This is a genomic window from Serratia fonticola, assembly GCF_001006005.1.
Taxonomy (GTDB): domain Bacteria; phylum Pseudomonadota; class Gammaproteobacteria; order Enterobacterales; family Enterobacteriaceae; genus Chania; species Chania fonticola.
This window is the reverse complement of record NZ_CP011254.1, coordinates 5,205,110-5,227,422: the sequence shown is the minus strand read 5'-3', so window position 1 is coordinate 5,227,422 and position 22,313 is coordinate 5,205,110. Positions and strand designations below refer to the sequence as shown.

Sequence of the window (22,313 nt, the reverse complement as noted above, 5' to 3'; positions counted from 1 at the left end):
TTATCATTAAGTGGGTAATATTTAGTTAAGCAGAACAAACCCTGCGAATTAAATCAGATGAAACATCAGTTTCACTCTGCTCTCTTATTAGGATAAGGATATTTACCATGAATAATACCGTCAATGGAACCATCAATTTTTCTGGACAAATCGTCGCCCAAAGCATGGGGATTGAAGAGGGTGGCATTATTTTACAGCGGCCACGCAATGCAGGCCTCACCGTCAGCGTTAACGGCAGCGAAACGCAAAATGGCTACGTGCAGCTTGGTGCCGTAAGCGAAGTGCAGCTGGCAAACCCGGGGGCTCAGGCCCAGGCAACCCGCTTTGACATCCGTGTTGCGGGTATCTCGGAGCAATATACTCACGCCTTGGTGTTTTTTGAGGGGGGCGCGACGGTTGATGTAGTCACCGGTGGCCTGATTAATATGGCGGAGGCGGGGAACGTGCAGATCCAACTGCGTAACCAGCAAGGCGATATTGTTCAGGCAGGGAGTAACTCTCAACTGGTCAGTTCGGCGTTTGTCCCGGTGATGGATGGTGAGGTTTATGCCTCCTTTGCCGCAAACTTCTGCAGTACTGGCCGCGCAACGCCGGGTAATGTGGCGAGCAAGGTTGATTACACGCTCTATTTATTTGAGCTGGCTGCCTGATTGATCGATAGTGCTATCTAACCCACCGTTCGGTGGGTTTTAGACTGCTAACAAGCGCCAACAGAGCCAGAACGCTGGGGCGCTGCATGCTGCGTTCGTCAGGAAAATTAGCGGATAAGGCAATATCGGGCCTACATTTATTGCGCCGTCAAACCATCAGTCTTCACCCAGCCCGTGGTTTTATCGCCGGTTTTGGGATGAAGATAACTCACAAACAAAAATCCCTTATAAGCTTGCCCGTGCGTGGCGGTAACGCTATCGCCATTGACGACAAACTTTCCGCCCTCATCCTGGCAGAGCTTATCCGGCGAGTCGTAAAAATAGAGTTTCTTACTCTTCACCAGATACTTCGCCGCAGGCGAGGCCGTTTTGCTTATTGCGGATTCGGCGCTGGCCTGCGCATCGTGGCAAATCTCGTCGAGCGGGGCCAGACGATCAACGTTGATCCAGCCGGAGGTATTGCCATAACCGACTAACAAATAGCCATTTTTCTCGCCTTCGACGGGCTCAAGCGCGGCATACCCCACCACCTGCACCTTGTCATCCGGGATCACAAATTGAGATTCATTGACGCACTGCTCGGTGGGGGTGGCGTGAAAATAAGCCCGGCCTTTACCACGCACCACATATTTAGGGGAATCGGCAATGATGGCGCCTAATTTCATCTGGTCCAGAATGGTCGCACAGCGCTGCTCTTTCTGTAGGCATTGCTGATATTGCTTGCCGTACTGTGGATTAAAGGTGAGCGGTTGCGGATGCTGTTCGTCGGCGCTGTTATCCAGTAGCTGGCCGGTGTGCGGATCGTACATGACCCAACCAAGATGTCCGGCCCCTGGCGAATCGGGCGAGGCTGACTTGCGGCGATCGAACAGTTGAATGGCCTGTATGCCGTTGGCCCGTGGTTCAATATTGATTTCCAGCTTGTTCGCTGGCACTTTCTCCGCCCGGATCAGCGCCTGATTGCTGCTGGCTAACAGCTTGATCAACGGAGCCTGACAGTCAAACAGTGAAGCAGGTCGGTCAGGGGGAAAACCTGGGCCCACTGGCGTCACGGCCTGTAGCGCTGTCCAAGGCGCAAGCAGCACTATTCCAACTACGGCTAAAGTGGCGAGCTTCTCCATTTCTATCCCATCTCCGGTGAGGCAGCATACCTGCCGGCCGCCATCATACCCGGCCAGCAGTGAGTTATGCCACACCGACTACCCGCAACAGCGCCGTCACTGCCGCCGCAGCCAGCAGCACCACGATTAGCGGCGTTTTCCGCCAGGCTAATAATGCTCCCACGGCCACACCGCCTAAACGGGCATAACCGGCAAAGTGCTGCCCTTCGAACAGCGTCGCGATCACTGCTACGGCCAGCAGCAATGTGGTGGCAGAGTCGGCGAGCAAGGCCTGAACCCGGTCAGAAAAGCTCAGGCTGCGGCCCAGCAGGAAACCGGCAAAGCGAAACGCAAAGGTGCCGCTGGCCAGGATCAGAATGCCGATGATGAGTGTTTGGTTACCCATTATTTTTCTCGCTTTCTGATCAGTAAACCCAACAGTGAAAACAGCACCGGCATGCCAATCGGTACCAAGGGCACGCTAGCCAGGGCAATCAGGGTGCCGGAGCAGGCAGAAATGCTGGTGCGTAGTTTTTTCAGCGAACCAACAATCAAGGCCAGCAAAATGGTGGGGAACACGGCGTCCAGCCCGATGGCATTGATATCGGGAATAAAGCTACCGATGGTGCCACCAATCAACACGCCCAACGGCCAGCAGGCGGCGATCCCCAGCCCACAGAGCCAGTAGGCTGCCCGTTTTTTGGCCAACGTCGGTTGGGAAATGCCGAACACCACGCTTTCGTCGTTCATGATATGGCAACCCAATAACTTAAAGCGGCTGCGCTCGATCACCTCTTTCACTGCCATACCGAAAGGCAGGTGGCGTGCATTAACCAGCAGCCCGGCAGCCGCCGCAGCAAAGGGGCTACCACCGCTGGCTACGATGCCGATAAACAGAAATTCAGAGGCACCCGCCAACACCAGCAACGACAGCATCAGTGGGACCCAGAGTTCGAAACCCAGGCCGGTCGCCAATGAACCATAGGAGATCCCCACGATGCCGTCTGCCAGGCAGACCAGCGCGATCCCTTTGATCACGCCCTTATCAAGCGAGGGGAAAAAGTGTTTAGCCATACTATTTTTCTCACTGCCTTTCTCAAAACGAACGGTTGTTCTATTATAATGAACACTTCAATCTCGATTTACAAGTCGAACGATCGTTCGTTATAAGGTGAGTTACGCGACCTATGAAACAACCCATCAATATCATTGCGGAAGCTCTGGTGCGCGAACGCCAGCGTACAGGCCTCTCGTTGGCAGAAATTGCCCGCCGGGCAGGAATTGCCAAATCCACGCTGTCACAACTGGAAGCGGGGAATGGCAATCCGAGTCTGGAAACGCTGTGGGCACTCTGCGTTGCGCTGGATATCCCCTTTGCGCGTTTGATGGAGCCGCAGCAGAGTAAAACGCAGGTGATCCGACGCGGGGAAGGGGCTGCGGTGGTGTCGGAAGTGGCTAACTATACGGCAGTGCTGTTGGCAACCTGTCCGCCTGGCGCCCGGCGGGATATCTATCTGCTGACGACCCAGCCGGGAGCCGACCGTCTTTCTCATCCGCATCCGTTAGGCTCGGTAGAACACATCGTCATCACCCAAGGGCGCGCCTTGGTCGGGCTGGTGGAAGAGCCTGCCGAGCTGAATGCCGGGGATTATATTTGCTACCCAGCCGACCGGCCGCACATCTTCCGCGCCCTGGAGCCGGATACGCTGGCCGTGCTGGTCTCAGAACAAAACTAACATCCCCATCACTCTAACTCTCTCCCAGAAGGGAGAGGGAACCGAATGTTGACTACGGCGTTCTGCCTTATACCTCCAGACTGACTTCCGTTCTTACCTACAACACCGTACCCGCTCCCTCTCCCTTAAACAGCTGTTTATGGGATCCTCCGATTTTACAATGGGAGAGGGCTGGGGTGAGGGGGAACAGCGGTCACTTTGCGTCCATTTGTTAGATCCCTGTCATATTTTTGTTATTTGCCCATTCCAAAACGCACGTTTCGCTTGTTTGGGTTAAAAAATTTCATTAGTCTAATTTTTGAAATAAACGTTTAACGACTGAATGGGGTATTTAACAATTACATCAGGATTTCATTTCAACGCATTGTTTTAAAGTTAATTTTTAATTATTCCCAGGCATCTCATAACCAGTATTAACTGATGCGATGCCAGGTGGAACAGGGTTTTAAGGCGATAATAACGAGCGGATTGTTGTTTGAATGTAAAAAATATTTTTCATTAGCCGTCAAATCAACAGGCCTCTTCACTCTAACGATTAAAGGGTACAGAACATGAAGCTGAAGAAATTGATCGTCACCTCGCTACTGATGTGCATGCTGCCAGCCTCGGTGTTAGCCAAAGATATCAAGATCGGCGTGTCGATGGCCTACTTTGATGACAACTTCCTGACCATCCTGCGCCAATCCATGCAGAACAAAATGAAGCAGGAAGGTAACGTCAGCGGCCAGTTTGAAGATGCCAAAGGCGATATCGCACAGCAGATCCAGCAGATAGAGAACTTCGTCAGTCAAGGGGTCGACGCCATCATCCTTAACCCGGTGGATACCCAGGGCGTCAAGCCAATGATCAAACTGGCGGAGAACGCCCATATTCCACTGGTGTTCGTCAACCGTCGGCCAGAAGCCACCCTGCCAGCGGGTATGGCCTATGTAGGTTCAGATTCCAAACTGGCGGGCAAGCTGCAGATGGAAGAACTGGCCAAGCTGATGAACGGCAAGGGCAACGTGATGATCCTGCTCGGTGAACTCTCCAGCGAAGCCACCCGTGACCGGACCCGCGGCGTTGAGGAAGTGGTGGCCCAATATCCGAATATTCACATTATCGATAAGCAAACCGCCAAGTTTTTCCGCAAAGAGGCGGTTGACGTGACGACCGACTGGATCCTCTCCGGCCAGCAGATTGATGCCATTGCTTCCAATAACGATGAGATGGCGATCGGTGCCATTCTGGCGCTGAAACAGGCGAAGAAAACCGGCGTGCTGGTAGCGGGTGTCGACGGCACCCCGGATGCCCTGGAGTTTATCAAGAAGGGGGATTTGAGCCTCAGCATCTTCCAGGATGCCAAAGGCCAGGGGGAAGGGGCTGTACAAACGGCCATTCAACTGGTCAAAGGCGAGAAGGTCGAAAGCAGCGTCATGATCCCTTACCAACTGATCACCAAAGCCAATTACCAAGACTTTGCCGACAAGAACAAAAAGTAATGACCAACCGGCCCCTTGCCTAACGTGAGGGGCATCGTTCACAGCTATCGGCAGGATAACGGCGGAGGTTATCAGTATGTATCCTTATGTGCTGGAGGCGGAAGGCATCAGCAAGCAGTTCCCGGGCGTTAAGGCGTTGGATAACGTGTCGCTCAAGATCAAACCGGGCAGCGTGCATGCGTTAATGGGGGAAAACGGTGCCGGTAAATCAACGCTGATGAAGTGCTTAATCGGTATTTACCGGCCCGATGCTGGCACCATCAAGGTCAAAGGGCAGCCGGTGACGTTTAACGATACGCTGGCGGCCTTGCACTCGGGCATCTCCATGATCCACCAGGAGCTGAACCTGGTGCCGCATATGACGGTGGCAGAAAATATCTGGTTGGGGCGTGAACCCGCCAAGCTGGGTTTTGTCAATCACGAGGAATTAAACCGCAAAACCCGTGAGCTGTTGGCGCATCTCAAGATTAAATTAGACCCGGAAACTCAACTAGGCACGCTGAGCATCGCCAACCAACAGATGGTCGAGATTGCCAAGGCGGTGTCTTATAACGCCGACGTATTGATCATGGATGAGCCGACCTCGGCATTAACGGAAGGGGAAGTGGTGCATCTGTTTGCGATCATTCGTGAACTGAAGCAGCAGGGCAAAGGCATTATCTATATCAGCCACAAAATGGATGAAATCTTTGCCATCACCGACGAGGTCAGCATCTTCCGCGATGGTACCTCGATCGCCAGTGATAAAACCGAGAATCTGACCAAACAGTCGCTAATCACCATGATGGTGGGCCGCGAGCTGACCCAGATGTTCCCCAAGTTCAATAACAATATCGGTGAAGAGGTGTTGCGTGTGGCCGGGTTGCGGCGCAGCGGCTGGTTCCACGATATCTCCTTTGCGGTTAAGCGTGGGGAAATCCTCGGAGTTGCCGGGCTGGTGGGCGCAGGGCGCAGCGAAGTGATGGAGAGCCTGTTTGGTATGCACCCGGCCGAGGGGGGCGAGATTTATATTGAAGGCTTGCCGGTAAAAATAGATTCCCCCTCCAAAGCCATCGAGCAAGGGCTGGCATTCCTCACCGAAGACCGTAAAAAGTCTGGTCTGTTTCTGGTGCTATCGGTGGTGGAGAACATGAGCATCGTCAACCTTTCCGCCTATACCAGCAAAAACGGCTTTGTCAGCCAGACGCAAATGGCTAAAGACTGCATGGAGCAAATTAGCAAACTCAATATTAAAACCCCGACGATGGACCAGATTATCAATAACCTCAGCGGCGGTAACCAGCAGAAGGTCTTGATTGCCCGCTGGCTATTGGCGCAGCCGAAGATCCTGATCCTGGATGAACCCACGCGCGGTATCGACGTGGGGGCCAAGGCAGAAATTTATCGCCTGATCAGCGAATTGGCGCACCGTGGCGTCGCCATTATTTTGGTTTCGTCCGAACTGCCGGAAATACTCGGCATGAGCGATCGCGTCATGGTGATGCACGCCGGACGCATTACGGGGATCCTGGATAAAGATGAAGCAGACCAGGAAAAAATCATGGCGTTGGCCTCGGAATAACGCAAAGGTAAAACATAATGAATAACGTCAAAGTGGAAACTCAGCCAGTCAAAGCCTCGCTGTTTGCCGGTTTTAGCGGCAAGCTGCCGAAAGATACCGGCATCTTTATCGTCATGATCGGTATTGCGCTGATTTTTGAAATGCTGGGCTGGTACGTGCGCGATCAGTCGTTCCTGCTTAACCCGAACCGCCTGCTGCTGATCGTCTTGCAGGTGGCGATCATTGGCATCATCGCCGTTGGCGTCACCCAGGTCATCATTACCACCGGTATCGATCTCTCTTCTGGCTCGTTGATTGCCCTGACGGCGGTGGTGGCGGCCAGCCTGGCGCAAACCTCCGAAAGCATTTCGCCAATGTATCCGGGCCTGCTGGATCTGCCCGCCGCGATCCCCATCGGGGCCGGGATTGGGGTGGGGATTATTTGCGGATTTATCAACGGGTTCTTGATCACCCGCACCGGCATTCCACCGTTTATCGCCACCTTGGGGATGATGGTTTCTGCCCGTGGTTTGGCACAGTATTACACCAAAGGTAATCCGGTCAGCTTCCTGTCGGACGGTTTCACCTCGATTGGCCAAGGTGCCATGCCGGTGATTATCTTCCTGGTGGTGGCGGTGATTTTCCATATCGCCCTGAAGCACACCCGTTATGGCAAATACGTGTATGCCATCGGCGGCAACATGACTTCGGCCAGGGTCTCTGGGATCAACGTCAATAAATACCTGGTGACGGTCTACACCATTGCGGGTGGGTTGGCAGGATTAGCGGGCGTGGTGCTGGCGGCACGAGTCAGTAGCGGGCAGTCGAGCATGGGGGTGTCTTATGAGTTGGACGCCATTGCCGCAGCGGTCATCGGTGGCAGTAGCCTGATGGGCGGAGTGGGGCGCATTACCGGCACGCTGATCGGCGCGGTGATCCTCGGCCTGATCAAAAGTGGCTTTACCTTTATCGGTGTGGATTCCTACATTCAGGACATTATCAAAGGCATGATCATCGTGGCCGCGGTGGCTATCGATATGCGCCGTAACCGCAAGAAGCTGTGATCCTAGTCTTGGCTGCCGGTCTGGTAACCGGCGGTTTGGCTTGGTGGGCAGTTTTATGCATCGCTGCCATTGATACGCCGGGCCAGTTCGTAACGCGCGCCCCAGTATTGATTATCCAGGCTGGAAACGGTGACGCCCATACTGGTAGAGGCGTGAACAAACTCACCCTCTCCGATATAAACGCCGACGTGGCGCTGACGGGATGAGGTTTTGAAAAACACCAGATCGCCCGTGTGTAACTGGCTTTTAGCTACTCGTGAACCCAGTTTCATTTGTTCACCAGTGCTGCGTGGCAAGCTGACGGCAAACTCATCTTGAAACACGCGCTGCATATAGGCTGAGCAGTCGATGCCTTTGCGCGAGTTACCCCCGAATTTGTATCGAACTCCTTCCCATCGGTCATAATGCGACAGGATTTTTTTTAGCTCCTGAGTATTATTGTGGCCGGAACTGGCTGAAGCGGAAAAGCTCATGCAAAAAGCTGAGCAAGTGAGAAATACAGCAAAAAATTTAAGCATAAAAGATTTCTGAAAGAGCAACTGAACGTCTATCCCTGTAATGGAGTGGCCGGATCGCCTGACTCATTCCTTCTGAGTGGTGGTAATATACACAGTTATCGCTCATAAATAAACCATAAATAGGCTAATTATTAACCATGCCTATGCGAGTTATCGGCTTGTTACTTTTGATAGTAGGCCTCTGGTTGGCTGTGGAAACCCGGGAATGAGGGGCAATCAAGGAATTAGCTACCGGTGGAAGATTTTGCCAACCAAAATTGCAACATGCGCTGCTATCGGTTTATCGGCTGGGTACGGTGGTGGGATCTCAAATTGAGACGAATCATATTGGTAATTTTATCAATTGCGCCATTTTCGCCGATGGTGAGTGTTATTTTTTATCTAATATAATGTTAATTAAATCGAAATAAATTAAGCCTCATCTGTGATGGTTTTCGCATTTAAAACACTCTCCTGCACAATACCACCTGAGAACCGCCCACTCTGCACACAATATGCATGCCCGGAACTCGTGCCGTACATCCATTATCAGGGGGGTTATCAGGCTGTGCCCTCGAATCGTAGCCATCAGGAATGACAACCTGATCAAGGCCGTACAGGAGTGAGGTTCCATGACCAACTTGAATACTATTTTGCCCGGCGAAAAGGCGCAGACGACTGAAAAACCGATTGATAAAGTTGAAGAGATATTACCCATTGCCCATCTTTTTACCCTGGGGCTTCAGCATGTCCTGGTGATGTATGCGGGGGCGGTTGCCGTCCCATTGATGATCGGCGGTAGCCTGGGGCTGGATAAGCTGCAGATTGCTTATCTGATCAGCTCCGATCTGTTTTGCTGTGGCGTGGTGACGCTATTGCAATGCATCGGGATTGGTCGCTTTGCTGGTATTCGGTTGCCCGTCATCATGTCCGTCACCTTCGCTGCCGTCACGCCGATGTTGGCCATCGGTGCCAACCCCGAAATCGGCCTGACCGGTATCTTTGGCGCCACCATTGCGGCTGGAATTATCACCACGTTGCTGGTGCCGTTGGTGGGCCGTTTGATGCCGCTGTTCCCAACCCTGGTGACGGGGATTGTGATCACCTCAATCGGCCTTAGCATTGTACGGGTCGGGATAGATTGGGCCGCCGGGGGCAGGGGCAATGCCAACTACGGTAACCCGGCCTATATTGGCGTCTCGTTGCTGGTGCTGATTTTTATTTTGCTAATCACCCGGTTTAGCAAAGGCTTTATCTCTAATATTTCCGTGTTGTTGGGGATTGGCTTTGGTTTTGTGGTGGCGCTGCTGATGGGAGAAGTCAGCTTTTCTGGCCTGAATGATGCCGCCTGGTTTGCCATCGTGCGCCCCTTTGCCTTCGGTTGGCCCACCTTTGATCCGGCTTCGATTATCACCCTGACGATCGTCATGCTGATCGTATTTATTGAGTCGATGGGCATGTTTATGGCGCTGGGGGAAATTGTCGGCCGCCCAACCACCAAGCAGGATGTGGTCCGTGGGCTGCGGGTTGACGGCCTGGGAACCATTATCGGCGGTATTTTCAATACGTTCCCGCATACCTCGTTCTCCCAGAATATTGGCTTGGTAAGCGTTACTCAGGTGTCCAGCCGCTGGGTGTGCGTGATGGCAGGTTTGATTCTGGTGCTGTTCGGCCTGATCCCCAAAATGTCTATTCTGGTGGCCTCGATCCCGCAGTTTGTCTTGGGGGGCGCGGGTATCGTGATGTTTGGCATGGTGCTGTCTACCGGCATCAAGATCCTGACCAGGGTCAACTTCAATACCAATCGCTATAACGCCTATATTGTCGCCATCAGTCTGGGGCTTGGCATGATCCCGATCGTGGCGGCTGATTTCTTTAACCAGATGCCAGCGAGCCTGCAACCGTTGCTGCACAGCGGCATTTTGCTCTCTTCAGTGGCGGCGGTGCTGCTGAATCTCTACTTCAATGGCTATCATCCGGAGGAATAACGCTGCCGTTTATTGATGATCTCCGTTAACAGTGGCTTGCCAGCCAGTGGCGATAACAGGTAAAAACACTGTTCGACATAAAAGGAGTAATCAATGCGGATAACCTTGGCCCAATTTACCTGCCGTGAAGGGGACATTGCCCATAACCTGGCCGCCGTGCTGGCGCAAATTGAACGTTGCAGCGGCCAAACCGACCTGTTGGTGTTGCCAGAAACGCAGCTTACCGGCTTTACCCATCCTGACGGCAATACGGACTACGCGCTGCAACTGCAAGGCCCGGAACTCGCGCAAGTGGTAGCGGCAAGTCAGCGTACGGGTATTGCCGTCGCAGTGGGTTTTCTTGAGCAGGATGGTGCGCAGTTGTTCAACAGCTCGGTGCTGATCACACCGGAGCAGGGCATCTATCTGCATTATCGCAAAAGCCATTTATGGACCAACGAACGCGTCGAAGCACAAGCGGGCGATCGCCTGGTCTGCGGGCTGTGGCGTGGGCGGCGTGTTGGTTTACTGATCTGCTACGACATCGAATTCCCAGAGGCATCACGAGCGTTGGCCCTGATGGGTTGTGATTTGTTGCTGGTTACCGATGGCAATATGGATCCCTATGGTCATGTGCATCGTAACGCTTTGCTGGCTCGCGCTCAGGATAATCAGATGTTTGTGGCGATGGCCAACCGCGCCGGGCATGGATGTGGGATGCAGTTTGCCGGGGAAAGCCTGGTTGTCGATCCTCTGGGGCGTGAGGTGGCCAGCCTGGGGCGCGAGCCGGGAATAATGCAGGCGGAGCTGGATTTTAGCCTGCTGGAAGCGGCTCGCCGCGAATATCGTTACCTGGAAGATCGGCGTTTGGCACTCTGTGGGGAGACGCAGTGGCAGCAGCGGGATGATGAACAACGCTGGTGGCCATTAATTGCGCGTTAACACCGCTTGCTGAAAGGCCAATGGCTTAGGTAAAGTCATAGCCAGATTGGTCACTGTAATTGATAGACTTGCAGCACTCTAAGGAGCCGTACCATGCAATTCCCCGCCCTGAGTAAAAGAATCGTACCATTGGCTGCGCTGTTGGTGCTGTCATTTCCCGCCGCTTGGGCAGCACAAAACGCCCCAGACCCGATCCCATCGGCGTTAATCGGCAACTGGAGCGTGACCAAGATCATTCCCACCCAGACCGTGAGCTGCTGGGATGAAAAGCAGGCACAGCAGTTGGTCGGTAATAGTATCAACTATAAAGCAGACGGTTTTACCTGGCATGAACAGCAACTGAGCAATCAGGGGGCGACTACCACCACGGTAGAGGCGCAAGAGTTTGTGGAAGACAACTCGGGCGATAATTGGTACGTCGATTTCCCGACTTTGGGCATCAGTACGCCTTCGGTGCAGCGAGTCATCATTCAGCATCAGGATGTCACCGTACCGGGGATCACCGATCAAGGGACTGAAGGCGTTCCCGGTGATAACGTGTTGGTGAAAGATCGTAATACGCTGCTCTTCTCCCAATGCGGCGTGTGGTTTGAGGCGCAACGGCAGAAAAAATAACGGCTTCTGATATTTTCCCCTCTCCCCAAAAAGGAGAGGGGGCTGGCAGGGCGCCGTGGTCAGGTACCGGAGCTAATTTGCTGCACGTTGAGTACCCCTTCCAACCCCAGCGTATACGGAGCTGAAGTCAGGCGCGGATGTTAATCTGTGGCACGTTTGGCCCCCTCTCCCTTTGGGAGAGGGCTGGGGTGAGGGGCTGCAAAACTGTTGGGTATCAGTTCGTCGGTTGGCAATCGGGTATTTCGAGTTTGCGTAACAGTGCAGGAATATCGACGGTGTCTATTTTATCGGCTTGCAGATAGCTCAGGGCGTAGTCATGCCAAATACCAGACTCCAGGAACAGGATCATCAATTCGCGGTCCAGATGATGTTCATTCGCCATGCTGACCAGAATATTGAGTGCCTCAGATAACAGCTTGCCCGGTTTATAAGGCCGATCGGCCGCCGTCAGGGCTTCAAACACGTCGGCGATCGCCATCATACGCACCGGAATGCTCATCTGCAGGTGGGTCAACTGGTACGGATAGCCTTTGCCATCCATGCGTTCATGATGGCCACCGGCAATCACCGCCACGTTGGCCATAGTGCGTGGGAACGGCAGTTTTTCCAGCATGATGATAGTCTGCATAATGTGTTCGTTGATTTTATAGCGCTCTTCCTCACTCAGGGTGCCCCTTCGAATGCCCAGGTTGTAAATCTCCCCGTGGTTATAGAGCAAGGTCGGCTCCTTGAGTTTGAAGTGATAGCTTTCCGGCAGATGGCTTTTCTCATCGCGGTAGATGATATGTTCTTCTTTATCCGCCAGCAGTGGCTCCTGGGTAGGTAAGGGGACGGCAGGGCGGCGGTTTTTTCGCGCCAATTCTTCCCGGGCCACGCCTGCGGTGTCATCCAGAGTGCGGGTCCATTGATATTGTGCAATCTGTTGAATACGTGCGAGCGCGCTGTCAGACAGGAATTCGCCACCGATATTGCACTGGGCAATAAAATAGAAATCCTCATCCAACTGCTGCAACTCATCGCGTAACCGTTGTTCTTCCTGCTCGGTAGCGGGGTTCGTAGCGTGCTTGCGCAGGAAGCTAACCTCTTTTTCCCGTTTCAGCACCTCAAAGCGCATCCGCACCTCGTGAATACGGTCGTAAATCATCTCCAGCTTGGTGGCCTTATCCACTATGGCTTCCGGCGTGGTGATTTTCCCGCAGTCGTGCAGCCAGCAGGCGGTGTGCAGTTCCTCCCACTCATTGGCGGAAAGGGTAAAATCGGCGAACGGCCCTTGTTTGGCCTCAACCGCTGCCTTGGCCAGCATCTTGGTAATGACCGGTACGCGCTGACAATGGCCACCGGTATAGGCGCTCTTGGCGTCGATCGCTCCGGCGATCAATTGAATAAAGGCTCCCATCAGATCCTTTTGCTCTTGCAGCAGATATTGCGTCTCTATCGCTACCGATAAGCTGCCCACCAGGGCATTAATCAGCTGTATTTTGGCTTGCCCATGTTCCGCGCCAGCTTCGGCAGGATTAAACAGCAGCAGGAACCCCATGAGTTGCTTATCATGAGTTTGCATCGGGACGGCCACGTAGCGTAGCGGCAAATGGGAGCCAAAGACCGTAAGCAGTTGGTCGGGGATATTCTCGTCAGTAAAGACTCCGGCAACGGTTTTCCCTTCCAGGACCTGCCAAAACGCGCTGGGTTTCAGTGGATCAAACAGTAAAGATGCTACCTCCGAACTGGCCACCTCTTTTCCAGCCCAGTTGCAGGCTATGGGGGAAAAGCAGCCGGGCGTTTTGTCTGACAGGAGAATAATGCCGCCGCTCATGGCCGCGATTTTGCCAGTTTCATTGAGCAAGCCCTGCATCTGCTGCGGGAAATTATCCTTGGCGGATAACAGGCTGCCCATCGAGATAAACTGCTTGAGCGTCAGCTTCATTTTGGACATGGCTTTGTGCAGGTCGTCCACTTCTTCAATCACCGAGCGTTCCTCCGCCCGCTCATCAAAATGCAGATTGCTGATGGCATCGGCATCCTGGCGCAGGCGGATCAGCGGCCGGGAAATACGTAGGGAGAAATACCAGACCAGCGGCAGGCTGAGCAGCAGCAACGCAAAGGCGATCAGGGTCGAGCGGTTGCGGATGGCGTTGGCATCGGCGGTCAGATAGGCCGAGGGCGTGGCAATCACCAACTGGTAGCCTTGGCTTTGCCCCTTAAGATCCACAACGGCCCCAAACCAGCTCTGCCCTTGTGCCGTAAATAGGTTGCCTGCATCGTGATGGGGATCTAGCAACGTTTGCAGCACCGGGATGTGCGCAATGCTGTTGAGCCCATCCTGGCTTTTGGAGTTTTGCGCAGGCAGGCTGGCGATGGTTTCGTTGGCAGCGTTGATAATCGCCGCCTGGCTATCCGGCGGTAGGCTTTGTTGAAGAAACAGCGAAAGTGAAGCCAGCGAAACGTCCAAACCGATCACGGCATGGCCATCTGCAGCCTGGATGCTGTAGGTGAAGCCGGTCTCGCCGGTACCTTTGAAGGTATAGAGCGGTGAAGTAATCAGTTGCTGAGTTTTTACCGCCAACTGATACCAGGTGCGCTCCCGGGGATCATAATTGTTATACGGCACGGTTTTTATCGCCATAACCTGCTGTTTGCCGTCCAAAAAGATATTCTGTGCCTGGGGTGAGGTCTCTAAAAAGCGATAGCTTTGCGCCAGCCACTGGGCATCTTCCGGCGCATTAAATAAAGCTCGGTTGGCAGGGGAGAGGCGGCGCAGTATAAAGAAATCGCCGTTGGGATAAGCGCTGTATACCGCGTTGGCATAATCATTTTGCTTGAGTATCTCGACCAGCGGGCCGATAAACGCCATGCGTTGTTCGAGCGTGGTGGCTTCTATTATTGGCATGCGTGCCAGCATATTCACCGACATTTTCATGCTGCGGGTAACGGAGTCCAGCTCCGCAGCAATGGCCTCCCCGGTTTTTTGATACTGCCGGTTGGTGCTGGCCTCGGTCAGTTTGGTGAGTTGGCTGTGGCTAAAAAACACGATCACGCTGCCGATGGAGACAATCAGCAAGGTAAACAGCGCGGCAATCTGGATATGTAGCGGATAGCGGCTTCTCAAACCGGTGATCTTTCCTGCCATAGTGCCCACCTTGGATGCCAATTTTTAGCTTTTATAAATTATAGACGAAACAGGGGATTATCTGACTGGGGGGGTAATAAGCTATTGGATTGATTTTAAAGTGAAATTTTTTGTTTTGTAGCTAAATAAACCAATGCGTTATTAAAAAATAAAGCTTTATGAAACAACGGCGACAAAGATAACACTTTTGTCGCGTGCGTTGTTCCTGAAACCCTTGAGGCTGTTACTTAACACCAAGCTTCTCCCTCAGTAGTGGCATATAGCTATCGATGTTATAAGTTTTATCCCCGGTGATGCTGGCGCAGGCGTTATGGGCGTAAATAAAATAGCTTACGCCAACGCTTAGGCCTAAATCATTAAGTTCGGGTTTTTTGGGGTCTAAAAGACCATAGCTTTCAGGGATTAAGTGAGTAAAAACATCTTCTGATCCGATATTTAAGACTTCTCTAACAATAATAGACTTGCCCATGGCGAGGTCTAAAGGTGCTCTAGATTTAACAGTGTCATATTGCTCACTCATGCATAAACGGTATTTATCGCATCCAGATAACTTGTTACTCTCACAATAAGCTGTTGACATTTCGGTTAGATTGTCAATATATAAATAAGAGACGTAGTTACTTTTGCACCCAGAGGTGAAAAGTAATAAAAAAAGCATGTGGTTATATTTTTTCAACTTTATTTGACTCCAGCTTAAACATTTCTTCGGCGTTAGCATGTCCGGTATAGGACATGCGAGGTAACACATTTAGTGCCTGATTATAATCCGCACCTGGACAACTCTCCCAAGGGCCACCCGTTCGAGCGATTAGATTGGCTGAGCTTCCATCGGCAATCGAATAGTCAATGTAGATATTATCCCAGCGTTTGACATTGGCGGGTTTGGGGCTTTTGCCTTTTCTGGATACGGGATCAAGCGTAACTAATAGCTCTATAGGGATATCAGGGTTTTCCTTCGCCAATAAAATCGCCCGGTCTCCACCCCAACTATGGCCGACCAGTACCACTTTCTGTCCGGCAGCATGCCACTCTTTCATTAGCGGCGGAACTTTGCCACCACCATGTTCGGAGTAGGCCACATCCTGTTTGCGCTGGGTGATAACCTTGCCACTGTTATCCTTGGTATCTCTACCATTTTTCTTCTCATAAGGAGCAAAAACAAACTTTAACAAGGGCTGAAAACTTGCGTCCATCGCGCCGCCAATAAACACCACCAACGTCTTTAAACAGCTGGCGGTAATCTTACCTTGCTGCTCTTTTACGCTGGGCAAGATAATATAGTCGCCCGGGTTGTTATTTTTGTGCTTATATTCAAAACCCGGAAAAATAATTCCATCTGATGCGCACATTATCTTGCCTCCAAATGCTTACGTAACATCAATAGTTCCTTTCTGATGCGTCGTTGAGTGTAGGCCACCAACTCAGCGAGCCGTACGTCTTCCTGATTAATGGGGTTATCAGCAAAATGCACCTTAACCCAAGGGTAGAGTGGGTCGTCAAAGACTTTATGGCCCAGGAAGAACTGTAATGCCAGGATAACCGCCTGCCCGTGGAACGTGGTGATCCCATGCTCCTGGAACCAATTTTGATTCTGAGCTAATAGGCCAAACATTTGGTGTATGGGAACGTACTGCGCCCGCTCAGGGTAGAGTGAACGTACATAATTCACCACGTGCTGCTCTTCATACATATAGGGCAACTGATTAAGTTGCAGGATGTTTAGCCTTTCCAGCGCTGCCAGGTAGAGCTCTAACCGCTCGCCCATGCTTCGTACAAAAACCAGCCCCAACTGCTGATTTAACACGGCCAACTGCCCTGGCTCTTCTACTGCGGTTGTCAAATAGGGGGCGACGATATGCTCAAGCTGGAGGTCGGTATCAAAATGGCTGCCTAAACTGCAGGCTAAATCAAGGAATTGGCAACGATCGTTAAAACGCTCCAGCCGGTGAGTTTGGCATTTTTCCGCGATGAGCGTAATGAACCGCTGGACCTGTACATCGCCCAACAGGCGGGTGCGCTTCGGATATTTATCGGTAAAGTAGCGCTGTAGCTGGCTAACCTGCTCGCTCTGGTTTTGCTGCTTTAACTTGGCGAGTTGCGCTTCTTCCAGCGTCACTTTCCCTGTCAGAATTGGAGCTGCCTGGGCGGGTAATTCAATCATCTGTTGCCGGACCCAAAGCGAGCTGAATACCCCCATCAGCTGATTTTGCTGGGACTCGGTGGAGGCCTCCAGGATTAACGGCAGAAACTGGGCATCCCAATAGCGGAAAAATACCGTCTTCCTATCTGGCAAATTAATCTGCGTCAGGCCTCGTAAATGGTCGAGAATGCGCTGACGCGGCTGTTCACTGACTGCCAGCCATCCCCAGTCCGTTGAGGATGCTTCACTCACCCACGCTAAAAACGGGCTATTAACCGACAGCTCCACCAAATAGGGCATCACTTCGTGCCAATCTTTGTAGGCCGTATAGTGATAAATCCCTTCTGCAACGCGGGAGCCATCCAGTTGGTAGTAGTGTTTCAGTGGCTGCGCATCGCTAACGCTGGACAACACAGCATACAACCGTTGTCCTGATGCGCAATTGGCCAGCCATTGCTGTAGTTGACTCTCCATATCTTCGTTTCCTCCGGCAAGCTGTCCCGATTAAATCGCGCAACCCTGTTGTTTACATCGCTCACACTCTTCGCAAAATGCTCGCGGTTGTTTAAACGCACTAACCTGTGCAGGATTTAGCGCAAAGGCAGGGACGCTGGCTGGGATGGGAATAACATCGGGCATTCTGCCACCCCATCCTCTGCCGGAGCCCGGGCTGCCGGTACCCACATTGAGCGTGGGGCCGATCGTGACGCCACTGGGATCGATTTTTATAAAGCTGGAACCGGCCTTTAAGGTGATCTCCGTACCGGTTTCTATCACTATTTTAGTGCCGGACTTCAGGTGAATTTCCTGCCCAACCTCCGTCAATAAGGCGTTGCTGGTGTTAATGTGGAAATTGCTATTCACGGTCAGGGAATAATCGCTTTCTACCCGGTCACGCTTTTCGCCATTAACCTGCAGAAAATCATTGTGGACAATCTGTTGTCGGCGATCGTTGCCTATCCGCCGGTTCTCGTCGTGATCGATACGTGCGGAACTGTCATGCAGCACCTCAGCTGTCATGTTCTTTTGCGCATGTAGATAGAGTTCTTCCTGGCCTTTTTCATCTTCAAAACGCAGTTCGTTAAAACCTTCGCCCTTATGGGTTTGCGAACGGATCGACATCTGGGTTTTGGTGCCCGGTAGCTTGCCTGGTGGCAGGTTGCTGGCGTGATAGGTGCGGCCGATAATTACGGGCTGATCGGGATCGCCATTCAGAAACTCGACGATCACCTCATGGTCAACGCGTGGCACGGCCGACATGCCCCAACGTGGCCCCGCCCATGGTTGTGATACCCGGATCCAACAGGAACTGCTGTCGTCGGTTCTGCCCGAGCGATCCCAGAGAAAACGGACTTTCACCCGACCGAACTCATCACAAAAGATTTCTTCAGTGGCTGGCCCCGTGACAATGGCGATTTGTGCGCCATCAATCCGTGGCTTGGGCAGTAAAGCAGGGCGCCAGGTCTGATCGTGGGGAATAAACGCAAACTGGCTGGTTACGATAGTTCCCGTCCCGCCTGCGTGACTCTCAAGCGCTTGGGGTTGCTGCCCTGAATGGTTGGCTTGGGTGATTTGCCAACGCGTATTGAGTGCCTCCAGAGGATGGTTTTCCAAGGTAAAGCGTACGCCGGGTTGCAGTGCCGGGCAGTTGCTTGCCCCTTCGCCCTGATGAGCATCGTTACGCAGCGCCTGGATGCGCCAGCGGGCAAAAGATTTACCCACCTGAGTGCTTTTAAAACGCCCAGGGAAATCGTAATGGAAATACCGACCGGGCTGATGCTCAGTATCGCGGGCATCATCGCCGAACTCTGCCAACCATAAGGGATCTTTAAAGGTGTAATCTTTCAACAGCACTTCGGAGAGGCGTAAACTTTCCCGGCGCTTAAAGGTGGTGACGCAGGGTTCCTCCAGCGAGGTAGATGGCTGATCGGGATAATAGGGGAGCGTCGGCCCATCATGCAGTGCGGCGCAATCATCGGAAAACACCAAGGTATGTTTGCCATTTTGGTGCTCAAAGAAATAGTAAATCCCTTCTTCTGCGGCCAGGCGGTTAATAAAATCGAGATCGCTTTCATTATATTGGACGCAAAACTCACGTACGGCATGGGGGTAGCGCAACGCGTGGGCGTAGTCGCTGATCTTGTTTTCTTTTAGCAGGGTTTCCAGGATTTCCAGAAAATTTTGTTGCTGGAAAATACGTGAACGGTGTCCCAAACCGGCGCGCCAGAGCGAGGGACGGATGCTAAACCGGTAACGCGTTTGATGAAGTCCGGTGTCCCCTTGCTCAATGGAAATAACGATGCCATTAACGACCCGTTGCACCTCGGTTTCACGCCAAATCGTCAGGGTCGCGTTACCATCCAGGATTGAACGGAACTCCACGCTGGGCTTGGCGCTAGCCACCTCAAGCTCTAGCGCGAACGGGATGGAGAATTGCTCATGCAGCGTAAATCCCACCACCACAAAAGCCTCTGCTGGCAGGTTGCCAACACTTACCGTAAACCTCAGCCCGCTGGCTTTATTGCTCATCCCTGGCATGCACTTCCTCCATTTATTACATGAATATATTCCGCTCAATTACAACAAAAAATCCATAGATATATAAATAATATTAATGTATTGATGGCGAAATAACAACCAAAGGTGCTGTGTAAATGCGATCCAATACGACAATGGGTGATTAAAGCGAAGAGTTGTCCTGCCTGGTTTAGAGCGGATGGGTGCATTACGCCATTTTCATGCGAAATGTCATGGAAATGGATCAAATATAACCACTATATTTACATGGTTATAACCTTACTGACACCTGCCTACGCCAGCCAAGATAAGGAGATAACGTCAACGAAAGCGTGTTTTTTCAGTCAGCCTGTTCGGAAAGGATACCTATGAATCAATTTATCGTTGCGGAATCAGAAGCCTGCATTGGCTGCCGGAGTTGCGAGGTCGCCTGTGTGACTGCGCATCATCAAGGGGCATACCCAAGCAAGCGCGAATATTTCACCCCAAGAGTCAAGGTTATTCAGGGCACCCATGGTAATACGGCCGTGTTCTGCCACCATTGTGAAGATGCACCCTGTGCCAATGTTTGTCCAACCGGAGCCATTGAACAGAGTGATACCAGCATCCAGGTCAGCCAGGAGAAATGCATCGGCTGCAAAGCCTGTGCGGTCGCTTGTCCGTTTGGCATGATGACGGTAGTGACCGAAACGGTGCAGCCCGCCAATCATCGCCTGGCAGACAGCTATCAGAAGGTCGAGGCACAGAAATGCGATCTGTGCAGCGAGCTGAACCATGAGCCTGCCTGTGTACGTGCCTGTCCCACCCATGCACTAAGCCTGGTGGACAACCAAACGTTGCTGGACCAGCAGCGAGAAAAGCGGCTACGTGCAGCGGCGCGCGATCACCATAGCCAATTGTTTGGCAGTGCCGCTAATCAGAGTCCAGAAGCGAAAGCCCCGAAGAAATCAACGCCGATCCGTAATCTACTGCAACAGCCGCGGGCACCTCGCTTGGAAGCCAGTAAAATCCCACTTGAGCTGCGCAAAACCAGCTTTGCCGAAATCTACCAACCCTTTAATGAGCAGCAGATCCAGCAACAGGCCGAACGTTGCCTGAGCTGCGGCAAGCAGAGTATCTGCTCCTGGACCTGCCCGCTGCATAACCAGATCCCGCAGTGGATCAGGCTGGCCAGCCAGGGGCGCATCTGGGAAGCGGCGGAGCTATCGCATCAAACCAGCAGCCTGCCGGAAGTGTGTGGTCGTGTATGCCCACAGGACAGACTGTGCGAGCAATCCTGTACGCTCAATGAGCACGGGGGAGCCGTCACCATCGGCAACATTGAGCGCTACATCACCGAAACGGCCTTTGAGATGGGTTGGCGGCCAGATATGTCGGCGGTGAAAGACAGTGGCAAGCGCGTTGCCATTATTGGCGCGGGTCCGGCGGGGCTGGGCTGTGCCGATATCCTGGTGCGCCATGGCATCAAGCCGGTGGTGTTCGATCGCTATCCGGAAATTGGCGGGTTGCTGACCTTCGGCATTCCGGCGTTCAAGCTGAAAAAGGACGTGATGGCCAGAAGGCGTGAAATTTTCAGCGATATGGGCGTGGAGTTCCGTCTGAACACCGAGATTGGCAAAGACGTCTCGATGGAAACCCTGCTCAATGATTACGACGCGCTGTTCCTTGGCGTGGGGACCTATAAATCGATGCGTTCCGGCTTGGAAAATGAAGGTGCGCCGGGAGTGTATGACGCCTTGCCATTCTTGATCGCCAACACGCAACAGCTAATGGGCTATGCCGAGAATCCGCAAAGTCCTTACATCAATATGGCGGGCAAGCGGGTGATCGTACTGGGGGGCGGTGATACCGCTATGGACTGCGTCCGTACCTCACTACGTCACGGTGCTGAACAGGTGATTTGTGCCTATCGGCGTGATGAAAAGAGTATGCCGGGGTCGAAAAAGGAAGTGAAAAATGCGCGGGAAGAGGGCGCAGAATTCATGTTCAACCTGCAACCGCTAAGCATCGTGATCGATGAGGAAGGTAAGGTCAGCGGCATTCAGATGCGGCGAACCGAAATGGGGGCTCCAGACAGCCAGGGCAGGCGGCAGGCGGTACCCGTTGAGGGTTCCGAACATGTCGTACCGGCGGATGCGGTGATCATGGCCTTTGGCTTTAGCCCGCATCGTATGGGGTGGTTGTCGGAACATAATGTGATGCTCGACAGGCAAGGGCGCGTGGTGGCGCCAACGGTGGCGGGTTATCCGTACCAAACCAGTAACCGCAAGATTTTCGCCGGTGGTGACATCGTGCGCGGCGCCGATCTGATCGTGACCGCCATTGCCGAAGGGCGCAAGGCGGCCGAAAGCATCGGTTATTACCTCAATGTGCTCTAACGCGGTTCAAGGAGAGACGGTATGAATCAGTTTGTCATTGCCGATATGAAACAGTGCATTGGCTGCCGCACCTGCGAGATTGCCTGCGTGATGGCGCATCAGGGGGATAATCCGTTGCCGATGACGGCGGAAAACTTCAATCCTCGCTTGCGGGTGATGAAAACCCTTAGCGTCAGCGTACCGATGCTGTGCCGCCAATGTGAGAATGCCCCTTGCCTGAACGCCTGCCCGAACGAGGCCATCTATAACCAGGATGGCAGCGTGCAGGTGATCCAGTCGCGCTGTATTGGCTGCAAGAGCTGCATGGTGGCTTGCCCTTATGGCGCGATGGAGGTGGTGGTCAATCAGGGTTATGGCTGCAATGGTGTCGCGTACCAACGGGCTCAGGCGAATAAATGCGACCTATGTCATGGGCGCGAAGCGGGGCCGGCCTGTGTTGAGGTGTGCCCAACGGCGGCGTTAACCCTGATCCGGCCAGCAGACCTGCAAGCTATGCAGTTGGAAAAGCAACAGCGCGCGGCCCGTGGCTCTGCGCCGAACCTGCGGTAAATTATCCCTT

The 22,313-nt window shown here is 52.8% G+C and carries 18 protein-coding genes and 1 pseudogene; 10 read left to right on the top strand and 9 right to left on the bottom strand.

Annotated features, from left to right (window positions below):
- Window positions 1-107 precede the first annotated feature (107 nt).
- On the top strand, window positions 108-650 hold the full coding sequence (locus tag WN53_RS23180; protein WP_024485373.1) for a fimbrial protein: 543 nt from the start codon (window positions 108-110) through the stop codon (window positions 648-650).
- A gap of 137 nt (window positions 651-787) precedes the next feature.
- Here WN53_RS23180 and WN53_RS23175 read toward each other — a convergent pair whose 3' ends face one another.
- The 3 genes from WN53_RS23175 to WN53_RS23165 all read right to left on the bottom strand — a co-directional run bounded on the left by WN53_RS23175 (window position 788) and on the right by WN53_RS23165 (window position 2,824).
- Complete coding sequence (locus WN53_RS23175; RefSeq protein WP_152526608.1) at window positions 788-1,771, bottom strand: hypothetical protein; 984 nt, start codon at window positions 1,769-1,771, stop codon at window positions 788-790.
- Window positions 1,772-1,835: 64 nt separating this feature from the next.
- Window positions 1,836-2,156 (bottom strand): AzlD domain-containing protein, encoded by a 321-nt coding sequence (locus tag WN53_RS23170; RefSeq protein ID WP_024485371.1) that lies wholly within the window; start codon window positions 2,154-2,156, stop codon window positions 1,836-1,838.
- On the bottom strand, window positions 2,156-2,824 hold the full coding sequence (locus tag WN53_RS23165; protein WP_024485370.1) for an AzlC family ABC transporter permease: 669 nt from the start codon (window positions 2,822-2,824) through the stop codon (window positions 2,156-2,158). Before WN53_RS23165 ends, WN53_RS23170 begins: the two co-directional genes overlap by 1 nt.
- A 113-nt stretch (window positions 2,825-2,937) precedes the next feature.
- Here WN53_RS23165 and WN53_RS23160 point away from each other — a divergent pair, with 113 nt between their 5' ends.
- The 4 genes from WN53_RS23160 (at window position 2,938) to WN53_RS23145 (ending at window position 7,571) form a co-directional block, all read left to right on the top strand.
- A complete protein-coding gene (locus WN53_RS23160; RefSeq protein ID WP_021181074.1) occupies window positions 2,938-3,486 on the top strand; it encodes a helix-turn-helix domain-containing protein in 549 nt (182 codons plus the stop codon).
- Between the two features lie 551 nt (window positions 3,487-4,037).
- A complete protein-coding gene (locus WN53_RS23155; RefSeq protein ID WP_021181075.1) occupies window positions 4,038-4,967 on the top strand; it encodes a sugar ABC transporter substrate-binding protein in 930 nt (309 codons plus the stop codon).
- Window positions 4,968-5,043: 76 nt separating this feature from the next.
- Window positions 5,044-6,528, top strand: coding sequence for a sugar ABC transporter ATP-binding protein (locus WN53_RS23150; RefSeq protein ID WP_024528816.1), 1,485 nt, complete (start codon window positions 5,044-5,046; stop codon window positions 6,526-6,528).
- Between the two features lie 17 nt (window positions 6,529-6,545).
- The gene (locus WN53_RS23145) at window positions 6,546-7,571 is read left to right on the top strand and encodes an ABC transporter permease (protein ID WP_024485369.1); all 1,026 of its coding nucleotides are present in this window, start codon (window positions 6,546-6,548) and stop codon (window positions 7,569-7,571) included.
- A gap of 53 nt (window positions 7,572-7,624) precedes the next feature.
- Here the strand turns inward: WN53_RS23145 and WN53_RS27720 are convergent, their stop codons facing one another.
- The gene (locus WN53_RS27720) at window positions 7,625-8,089 is read right to left on the bottom strand and encodes an NlpC/P60 family protein (protein WP_037412668.1); all 465 of its coding nucleotides are present in this window, start codon (window positions 8,087-8,089) and stop codon (window positions 7,625-7,627) included.
- A 611-nt stretch (window positions 8,090-8,700) separates the two neighbouring features.
- On the opposite strand from WN53_RS27720, the pseudogene WN53_RS23135 reads away from it, so the two are divergent.
- The 3 genes and pseudogenes from WN53_RS23135 to WN53_RS23125 all read left to right on the top strand — a co-directional run.
- Window positions 8,701-10,041 (top strand): annotated as a pseudogene (locus WN53_RS23135) (nucleobase:cation symporter-2 family protein); the annotation flags it as partial.
- A 108-nt stretch (window positions 10,042-10,149) separates the two neighbouring features.
- Window positions 10,150-10,977 (top strand): carbon-nitrogen hydrolase family protein, encoded by an 828-nt coding sequence (locus tag WN53_RS23130; RefSeq protein ID WP_024485367.1) that lies wholly within the window; start codon window positions 10,150-10,152, stop codon window positions 10,975-10,977.
- 93 nt (window positions 10,978-11,070) lie between these two features.
- Window positions 11,071-11,592: a hypothetical protein gene (locus WN53_RS23125; RefSeq protein ID WP_024485366.1), complete on the top strand. Its 522-nt coding sequence runs from the start codon at window positions 11,071-11,073 to the stop codon at window positions 11,590-11,592.
- 214 nt (window positions 11,593-11,806) lie between these two features.
- On the opposite strand, the gene WN53_RS23120 is transcribed toward WN53_RS23125, so the two are convergent.
- The 5 genes from WN53_RS23120 to WN53_RS23100 form a co-directional block, all read right to left on the bottom strand.
- Window positions 11,807-14,719 (bottom strand): HD domain-containing phosphohydrolase, encoded by a 2,913-nt coding sequence (locus WN53_RS23120; protein ID WP_046808315.1) that lies wholly within the window; start codon window positions 14,717-14,719, stop codon window positions 11,807-11,809.
- A 223-nt stretch (window positions 14,720-14,942) separates the two neighbouring features.
- A complete protein-coding gene (locus WN53_RS23115; RefSeq protein ID WP_152526619.1) occupies window positions 14,943-15,395 on the bottom strand; it encodes a hypothetical protein in 453 nt (150 codons plus the stop codon).
- Window positions 15,382-16,068 (bottom strand): alpha/beta hydrolase, encoded by a 687-nt coding sequence (locus WN53_RS23110; protein ID WP_024485923.1) that lies wholly within the window; start codon window positions 16,066-16,068, stop codon window positions 15,382-15,384. Before WN53_RS23110 ends, WN53_RS23115 begins: the two co-directional genes overlap by 14 nt.
- Entirely contained in the window at window positions 16,068-17,333 is a 1,266-nt protein-coding gene (locus WN53_RS26935; protein ID WP_024485924.1) for a DUF4123 domain-containing protein, read from the bottom strand. Before WN53_RS26935 ends, WN53_RS23110 begins: the two co-directional genes overlap by 1 nt.
- Window positions 17,334-17,363: 30 nt before the next feature.
- Complete coding sequence (locus WN53_RS23100; protein ID WP_051346366.1) at window positions 17,364-19,388, bottom strand: type VI secretion system Vgr family protein; 2,025 nt, start codon at window positions 19,386-19,388, stop codon at window positions 17,364-17,366.
- A 356-nt stretch (window positions 19,389-19,744) separates the two neighbouring features.
- On the opposite strand from WN53_RS23100, the gene aegA reads away from it, so the two are divergent.
- Both aegA and WN53_RS23090 read left to right on the top strand, forming a co-directional pair.
- Window positions 19,745-21,754 (top strand): formate-dependent uric acid utilization protein AegA, encoded by a 2,010-nt coding sequence (gene aegA, locus WN53_RS23095; RefSeq protein WP_024485926.1) that lies wholly within the window; start codon window positions 19,745-19,747, stop codon window positions 21,752-21,754.
- Window positions 21,755-21,775: 21 nt separating this feature from the next.
- A complete protein-coding gene (locus WN53_RS23090; protein ID WP_024485927.1) occupies window positions 21,776-22,303 on the top strand; it encodes a 4Fe-4S binding protein in 528 nt (175 codons plus the stop codon).
- The last annotated feature ends 10 nt before the right edge of the window (window positions 22,304-22,313 follow it).

Excerpts from the sequence above, each read along its gene's own strand:
- WN53_RS23180 (WP_024485373.1), top strand. The coding sequence starts at position 108 with ATGAATAATACCGTCAATGGAACCATCAATTTTTCTGGACAAATCGTC.
- WN53_RS23175 (WP_152526608.1), bottom strand. The coding sequence starts at position 1,771 with ATGGAGAAGCTCGCCACTTTAGCCGTAGTTGGAATAGTGCTGCTTGCG.
- WN53_RS23170 (WP_024485371.1), bottom strand. The coding sequence starts at position 2,156 with ATGGGTAACCAAACACTCATCATCGGCATTCTGATCCTGGCCAGCGGC.
- WN53_RS23165 (WP_024485370.1), bottom strand. The coding sequence starts at position 2,824 with ATGGCTAAACACTTTTTCCCCTCGCTTGATAAGGGCGTGATCAAAGGG.
- WN53_RS23160 (WP_021181074.1), top strand. The coding sequence starts at position 2,938 with ATGAAACAACCCATCAATATCATTGCGGAAGCTCTGGTGCGCGAACGC.
- WN53_RS23155 (WP_021181075.1), top strand. The coding sequence starts at position 4,038 with ATGAAGCTGAAGAAATTGATCGTCACCTCGCTACTGATGTGCATGCTG.
- WN53_RS23150 (WP_024528816.1), top strand. The coding sequence starts at position 5,044 with ATGTATCCTTATGTGCTGGAGGCGGAAGGCATCAGCAAGCAGTTCCCG.
- WN53_RS23145 (WP_024485369.1), top strand. The coding sequence starts at position 6,546 with ATGAATAACGTCAAAGTGGAAACTCAGCCAGTCAAAGCCTCGCTGTTT.
- WN53_RS27720 (WP_037412668.1), bottom strand. The coding sequence starts at position 8,089 with ATGCTTAAATTTTTTGCTGTATTTCTCACTTGCTCAGCTTTTTGCATG.
- WN53_RS23130 (WP_024485367.1), top strand. The coding sequence starts at position 10,150 with ATGCGGATAACCTTGGCCCAATTTACCTGCCGTGAAGGGGACATTGCC.
- WN53_RS23125 (WP_024485366.1), top strand. The coding sequence starts at position 11,071 with ATGCAATTCCCCGCCCTGAGTAAAAGAATCGTACCATTGGCTGCGCTG.
- WN53_RS23120 (WP_046808315.1), bottom strand. The coding sequence starts at position 14,719 with ATGGCAGGAAAGATCACCGGTTTGAGAAGCCGCTATCCGCTACATATC.
- WN53_RS23110 (WP_024485923.1), bottom strand. The coding sequence starts at position 16,068 with ATGTGCGCATCAGATGGAATTATTTTTCCGGGTTTTGAATATAAGCAC.
- WN53_RS26935 (WP_024485924.1), bottom strand. The coding sequence starts at position 17,333 with ATGGAGAGTCAACTACAGCAATGGCTGGCCAATTGCGCATCAGGACAA.
- WN53_RS23100 (WP_051346366.1), bottom strand. The coding sequence starts at position 19,388 with ATGAGCAATAAAGCCAGCGGGCTGAGGTTTACGGTAAGTGTTGGCAAC.
- aegA (WP_024485926.1), top strand. The coding sequence starts at position 19,745 with ATGAATCAATTTATCGTTGCGGAATCAGAAGCCTGCATTGGCTGCCGG.
- WN53_RS23090 (WP_024485927.1), top strand. The coding sequence starts at position 21,776 with ATGAATCAGTTTGTCATTGCCGATATGAAACAGTGCATTGGCTGCCGC.